The following is a 6849-nucleotide window of genomic DNA, read 5'->3' on the forward strand; positions in this document are numbered from 1 at the left end:
CCGAGCGCGTCCTTGCGCGGGCAGTCGGCCGCGTCCGCAGCCGTGATGCCGGCAAGCACCGCCGTCGCGGCGCTCACAAGCAGCAGGATCCATTCGTCCAGACATCTGCCATCAAGGTTGTGCCCGGACAGGTCTCTGGTTGCGGCTTTGAACAAGATAGTCCTGCCGCCCTGGCTGGAGTTACATTAGCTTGCCGGCGGTTTCAGCCGCCTCGTTTCCATTCCGGACTAGCTGACCCGTCGCGGTCGACCAGCGCTCGGATCGGACTACGTCGCTCCCGAGGCGCATCAGGTTGTCTTGCAGCCAGATCATTTGCTGCTTCGTCGTATTGGATGGGCTTAGCCGCGCAATTGTACTTTGCCGGTCCCCACAAACCTCGGCTCCTGCTATGGTTACGTTCGCCCCTGCACAGTAGCCATATGGCGATATTGATTAATGCAATGTCGCGGCACTGACGCCTGAATTCCGTGTTCTAATGCCTTTTTCGATGGATTTCGGATACGGCTTCTTCGCGAAGCCGCCAATACATCGTTCACAGCAGCGAGACCATCGGGATTTCACACTTCCTTATGCACGATCTCGATCGGCTCCTCGTGGTCCGATGTAGACGAGCAGGCTCGAGCAGCGCGACGCTGGCCGCGGTCAGTGCCAGGAAGCTACCGGAAACAAGGTCATGATTTGCGCATGAAATATCCTCGATTGCACCCCAGACGAGAGAGCAGCAATCGCTGCGTTTCGCCGTTTGACCGGTCAACACACAAGTTGATACTCGAAAATCGACGCACTATTGCTGCCGTTGTTAGAAGGGAATGCGTTTTCCAGCGTAATTACGGCTCGCTCCGCCGTCATGCCGCGAAGACAAAGAAATCGCGCATGAGAGCTCTAGGATTGAGAGCCTTGGCGCGAACCGCGTTTGCAGCCCTAACAGACTAGGTCTGATTGAACGCCTGCCATTTGTGCGCTCCCCAGGTTCCATCCGATCGGGCATCAACTTTTGAATCAAAGCGGGTAAGGCAGAAGTCGTCAAAAATGGCCATGTCACGCTTTAGCTCAGTCATCGGTGCGAATTCGTCCGGATAGCTCACCAGGATCTTCAGGACTGTGACCTGGAAATTTCATTTGAGGGACTACCTCCACATGGTCGGTCTTTGGGAAAGCGCCTCGCGGCCGATTTGTTTGAGGCGGTCGGGCGTCGTCTCACCTCTGATAGCGGCCTCCAGAATCTTCGAGGCGACGTAGGTGCGGGCACCGGTATCGTACGGGGAAAGGCTCTCGCAGACCTCGTCGAGCATCGCGCGCAGAAGTGCGGTGGTAGCGGCATCCAACATTTGGAGATCTCCCCCATCCCTAGCGAGGAAGATAATGCACATCTCGCATTTCGCGATTCAAGTGTGTTTGATCGGATGAGAACTATGCGACTCCGGCGCCTCGCCACAGAGCGCTCTCTAGCTTCTCCTGACGCCTAAATTCTGCGTTCGAGCGGCTTGTTTCGATGGAGTTCAGCGCATCGATGGCGCGCTTGTGCTGGCCGACAAATCGCCGTGGCCGCGATCGCCAGGTCGCCAGATAATTGGTCTTGGCATACGCGACGTACCTTTGGGAGGCGAACTCGCCGACCGCAGCACCGGAAATCGCAATTCCATCTGTACGATCTCAATCGGCTCGCCACCGAGACCGTGGCAGAAGTCGCCTCTGCCCAGGCTTCCGAACCCGTGCTTTCGGTAAAATCTTTCGAGGCAAGGTAAATAGCCGAGTTACCTCACCAGGCTGGGCGTCGACAAATCCAACCACAACACCGTCGCGCAGACACGCGGTCACTCGTCCCTTGGCATCAGTTCTTCGTAGAAAGCCGGCGTGGGCTTACCCATCCAATTCTCGATTTGATTCCGATAGGACGCCCCTGCAAGGCCGGCGATTGACGCCTTCGTGATGCAGTAAGTCGCCTCCGCGTCTTCGGAGCGCGCTTCTCGCAAAGAACATTTGGCGTCGGCTGTCATAAGAAGCGAGTTCCAGATCGTCGCTCACGCGTCATCGCGTTTTCGAATTGGCTACACCTCAATCGGGTGCGGCAAAAGCGACAGGGCGCCTGGCCAAATAGGCGGGTGGGCTGGCCGCGGAATTCTGCTCGATGTGCGCCGAAGGGACCGGAAAGTGCATCGCAGTCCCAAATGAAAATTGCAGGATTCGGACCCAGACCTTCTTCGTCGCCTGAGATGGCCGGCTAATACGTACCGTCCCGCAAAGTCCCGCAGTCTCATTCTGACGAAGGGTCTGCCTGTCCGCTAGATGGCGAATAATCCGACCCCGGTCCCTCAAAAACTGTTCGTCCACGAAAAAAACCCATTCACTGAAAACTTCATATTTCATTTCTGAGCTCATTCCGTCGTTTGGTTGCGAACCGCACTAAGGGGTCGACAACGGCAGTATCACGTTGTCGATCAACCGTGTCGAACCGACGTAGGCTGCGGCGCATAGTGCAGCTGTACGCCGCAGAGGACTCTCGGCGGGCTTGAGCGTATCAGCGTCGACAAGCTCAAGGTACTGCAGTTGATCGACTGTATTCAAATGCTCCCTTGCGATCGCAATCAGCTGTTCCACGTCGCGCTCTCCTAAGCGAAACTTATCCGCTGCGGCGAACAGCCCACGGCTGATGGCAAGAGCGCGCCGGCGTTCTTCCTCGCTTAGATAGCGGTTGCGGCTGCTCATCGCGAGCCCGTCCGGTTCCCGCACGGTTTGTACGGTGACGATCTCGATTGGAAGATTGAGGTCAATCGCCATGCGGCGCACCACCGCGCATTGCTGAAAATCCTTTTGCCCAAAAAAGGCGACATCCGGCTGCACCATGTTGAACAGCTTGCCGACGACAGTCGCCACCCCACGAAAATGATCAGGCCTGAAAGCTCCGCACATTGGTTTTGCGAGCTCGCCCGGTTCGACGAAGGTCTCAAATTGAGTCGGATAGATCTCCTGTACATCCGGCGCAAAGACGATCGCAACGCCCGCATCGCGACAAAGCTCTTGATCGCGCAAGAAGTCGCGCGGATACGTGCTGAGATCCTCATTTGGTCCGAACTGAGCGGGGTTGACGAAGATGCTCACGACCGTGACGTCGGTTTGAGCCCTGCTCGCCTCGACCAGTGTCAGGTGGCCCTGGTGCAGGTAACCCATGGTCGGAACGAACCCGATGCGCTTGTCAGCCTTGCGAGCTCTCGCGAGAACGCGACGCAGCTCAGCTACCGTCGTTATTGTTTGCATGTTGTGTCTTCGATCACGTTGGATTACAGGGGGTCCAGTTCGCGAATCTATCGCGAAGGCCTTCAGGAAGTCGATAGGACTCTTGTGGTGCCGGAAATGCACCCTTACGAACATCCGTAGCCCAGCGCGACAACACCTCTTGCAACAGCTGAAAGCAATCTACATAGGCCCGAACGAATTTGGGACGATGACCTTCGGTCAATCCTAGCGCGTCGTGAAGTACCAGCACCTGGCCCGAGCAATTGGGTCCGAGGCCGATTCCGATCGTCGGTATCCTCATGGATTCGGTCGCTCGCGCTGCGAGCTCAGCCGGAATACCCTCCAGGACGAGAGCGATGCAGCCGGCCTCCTGTAGACGGTGGCGTCATCGAGCAAACGCAAAGCGTCATCGGCCTTCCGGCCCGCACCTTGAACCCACCCATGACATTGACGCTCTGAGGGGGTGAGGCCGAGGTGGCCCATCACGGAATTTTCGCGATCGAAAGGCGCGCACCATTTCGACGCGCTTGACTAAGCGGCCTTGGATAAATGTATCCGGCCTTTGATTGGAGCGTCGAATAAGAACTTTTCAGCCGTTCTTTCCTCATGCGGAGCGGTTTTGGGTCACGTTGACGCACACCGCACGACCAAGCTCAGCTTAAGCCGAGGGAGGTCCCTTAGCCGTAGACGGTTCGCCGGCACGGCTCCGCCGGATTGATCCATTGACCTCGATCGAGGCCGCCCAAACCACGAAGCCGTACTCAGCAAGGCTGCGAGCCCAAGAGGAACGAGATCTTTCGTGTCGGACTTAGAATCGGCACGCGCTGCAAGGCACGGGAAGGCGATGTCCATTAAGTGTCAGCGTCGATAGCAATTGTAGTCGCAATATCCTCTCCGCGTTAGCACATCTCGCACGTAACCTGCACCTAAGGACCGAGAACATTCGATGCAGGTTTTGTCGCCGCGCGGGGTCCTTTGCTTCACGAGTATAAATTTCATAGCGGGGCCCCGTTAAGCCATGTATTAAGCCGCTCGCAACCAGCGAAACCATTGATGGTCGGCCTCCCGCCGCGCCTTGAAGCGGTCGACGCATTTCTTGGAACAAAGGGCCGTTCGCCAGCAGTAGTAACGGATCAGCCCGAACCTTCCACCGCATATCGCGCAGCACCTTACTGAACTGCGGTGCGAACTATGAGAGCTGTTGTGCATTCCTCTCCTCCTGTCGGCATTACGTGGATAGCCCCCTTTTCTTCGCCGCAACACCATGCCCGCACGTGAAGTGCGACGCTGGCGATGCCGAGTACCCGGTTCGCGGCATGTACGGACACTGGGCGCAAGAGTTTGAGCTCTGAATTGCGCCTCCTTGGCGAAGCGGCGCGCTCCATCGGGGTGCTTCGCCGGACAAGTCTTAATTGTTGACTCTAACGATATTTCGATCTTGATTAATGCAATGAGTCGCGCGTTGACGCTTAAATCCCGCGTGCGGGCCACTTTCCTCGACGGAATTCAACTGGCGCCGGTGGGGTGCGTACAGCAACTCGTTTGGAGTTATCAGCACCACCCTCTTTGCGATTACGCGGTCAAAGGGCGGCAATCCGAAATCCGACGGTCACGAACTGCTGCCCTGAAAATGGAATTGTCTGGTGCCTAATCAGAGCCCCGCAGTGCGCAATGACCGGCCGCCGCCCACTCATCGGACGGTTACTTTAGAAGACCACCGTCCCTCCATCGCGGGTCGCCCCCGGTCATTAGTTGAAAATGACCCTGAACCTGGCTACCCTTCCGAGGATTTTCTGCGCCGTGAAGCCATTTTGCGGTGAAATTCACCTCAAGGTTGGGGTCCGATTATGCGGTACGATCGGATAGATGCCCGCATCCTAGAGATCGTGCAAAGAAACAACCGCATAACTTCCGAGGCAGTCGGCGAACTCGCCGGGCTTTCTGCCACCGCGTGTCAGCGGCGACTGAAGAGGCTCCGTTCTGAAGGCATCATCGAGGCCGACATCTCGATCGTTTCGCCGAAGGCGGTAGGCAGACCTATTCAAATGCTTGTGCTTGTGAGTCTGGAGCGGGAGCGTGCCGATATAATCGACAAATTCAAGAAGGCCGTTAGATCGTCAGGTGAAGTCATCAACGGCTTCTACGTCACCGGCGATGCGGACTTTGTCCTATACGTTACCGCCCGCACCATGGAGGATTATGAGGAGTTCACCCGGAAGTTTTTCTATGTGAACCCTGACATAATAGAGAGCGTTTTTAGATTGGCGGCGCGTGGTTCGGTACCCAACACGAGCACTCGCGAGGGGCGCCGGTAATCTAAAAACGTGTTGGACGAAGCCGCGGGCACGCCGCTGCAGCTATGGGTGTTGAATCACTGCGCCGTTATTTGTGGACGTCGTGATCTGGACTGGAGACAAGTCCAAAGCGGACATTATCACGAAAGTACTGGGTGGAAGCGACATCTGGGAAGCGAGGTAGCCGAAAAATGCGAAGCGCCGGAGGTTTGACGTCGGAAGAACGACAACAGGGCATCTATCGGCTGCCACGGCGGCCGGAAGAATTCCGAAATGGAAGGTGGCGGTTCTTGGTTGATCGAGGTCTCGCATCAAGAAGTGTCCGGTGAACGAGCGGCACTGAACGAACCTGGCTGCAAGACCTCGACGCACACCATGTGGCCTTGATGACAGGATGGACATTGACGCAAGGAAGCGGCATTGCAATGCTCAGCCTTCTCGGGGCAATCGGATGGCTCTTCCGGCTCCGAATGAGCATCGGCGGATATCATTCCGAGCAGTTCACGGCAGCGAGCGAGCTTTTGCTTGCGGTAGCGGTTACCCAGAAAACCATAGTAGCGAATACGTTTGAAGCCTTCGGGCAGGACATGGATGAGGAAACGCCGAATGAATTCCCCGGCGTCCAGCGTCATTACTTTCTGCTGGCTTCCGTGGCGGTAATCCTTCCATCGAAAGCGTACTTTGCCGTCTTCGATATCGATGACACGGCTGTTGCTGATCGCTACCCGATGCGTATAGCGGCCGACATAGTGCACAACTTGTTCGGCGCTGCCAAATGGCGGCTTGGCGTAGATAACCCAATTGATTCTGCGGACATCGTTCAGATAACGCTGAAACGCAGCCGGATCACGCAACGGTTCCAGCGACGAGAAGAATTGTAGCTCGCCGGTATCGAACGACTTTTGCAAGGCGCTGAGAAATAGGCGCCGGAACAGACGGGAAAGCACGGCCACGGGAAGAAAGAAGCCGAGCCGGCACGCGATCCAGCGGCTGCCATCCGGGGACAGTCCTCCTCCAGGAACAACGCAATGGAGGTGGGGATGGTGAAGGAGGTTCTGGCCCCAAGTATGAAGGACAGAAAAGAACCCGATCTCGGCACCGAGGTGCTTGGGGTCGGCAGCGATAGTCCGCAACGTCTCTGCAGCTGTGCGGAACATAATATCGTACACGGTGCCGGCATTCTGGAATGCGATCGCTGCGATTTGGTCGGGTATGGTGAAAACAACGTGAAAATACTGGGTATCGAGAAGCTCCGCTTGTCGGGCCTCGATCCATTCTGCCCGCGCGAGCGATTGGCACTTGGGGCAGTTGCGCGAGCGGC

General features: G+C 56.8%; 5 protein-coding genes and 1 pseudogene. 1 reads left to right on the forward strand and 5 read right to left on the reverse strand.

Features of this window, described 5'->3' with window-relative positions:
- Positions 1 to 929 precede the first annotated feature (929 nt).
- The 4 genes and pseudogenes from FXV83_RS43165 to FXV83_RS32320 form a co-directional block, all read right to left on the reverse strand.
- Positions 930 to 1085, reverse strand: a complete 156-nt coding sequence (locus FXV83_RS43165) for a hypothetical protein (RefSeq protein WP_187436310.1) — start codon at positions 1083 to 1085, stop codon at positions 930 to 932.
- Positions 1086 to 1127: 42 nt separating this feature from the next.
- A complete protein-coding gene (locus FXV83_RS32305) occupies positions 1128 to 1328 on the reverse strand; it encodes a hypothetical protein (RefSeq protein WP_148743628.1) in 201 nt (66 codons plus the stop codon).
- A gap of 1075 nt (positions 1329 to 2403) precedes the next feature.
- Positions 2404 to 3255 (reverse strand): pantoate--beta-alanine ligase, encoded by an 852-nt coding sequence (gene panC / locus FXV83_RS32315; protein ID WP_148743629.1) that lies wholly within the window; start codon positions 3253 to 3255, stop codon positions 2404 to 2406.
- A gap of 13 nt (positions 3256 to 3268) precedes the next feature.
- Positions 3269 to 3729 (reverse strand): annotated as a pseudogene (locus FXV83_RS32320) (3-methyl-2-oxobutanoate hydroxymethyltransferase); the annotation flags it as partial.
- Positions 3730 to 5081: 1352 nt separating this feature from the next.
- Here FXV83_RS32320 and FXV83_RS32330 point away from each other — a divergent pair.
- Positions 5082 to 5549 (forward strand): Lrp/AsnC family transcriptional regulator, encoded by a 468-nt coding sequence (locus FXV83_RS32330; protein ID WP_148743631.1) that lies wholly within the window; start codon positions 5082 to 5084, stop codon positions 5547 to 5549.
- A gap of 290 nt (positions 5550 to 5839) precedes the next feature.
- On the opposite strand, the gene FXV83_RS32335 is transcribed toward FXV83_RS32330, so the two are convergent.
- Positions 5840 to 6849: IS91 family transposase (locus FXV83_RS32335; RefSeq protein WP_148743632.1), on the reverse strand; the 1010-nt coding region annotated here is incomplete at its 5' end.

Origin of the sequence: Bradyrhizobium hipponense, from assembly GCF_008123965.1 — a bacterium.
In the GTDB taxonomy this organism is placed as follows: Bacteria; Pseudomonadota; Alphaproteobacteria; order Rhizobiales; family Xanthobacteraceae; genus Bradyrhizobium; species Bradyrhizobium hipponense.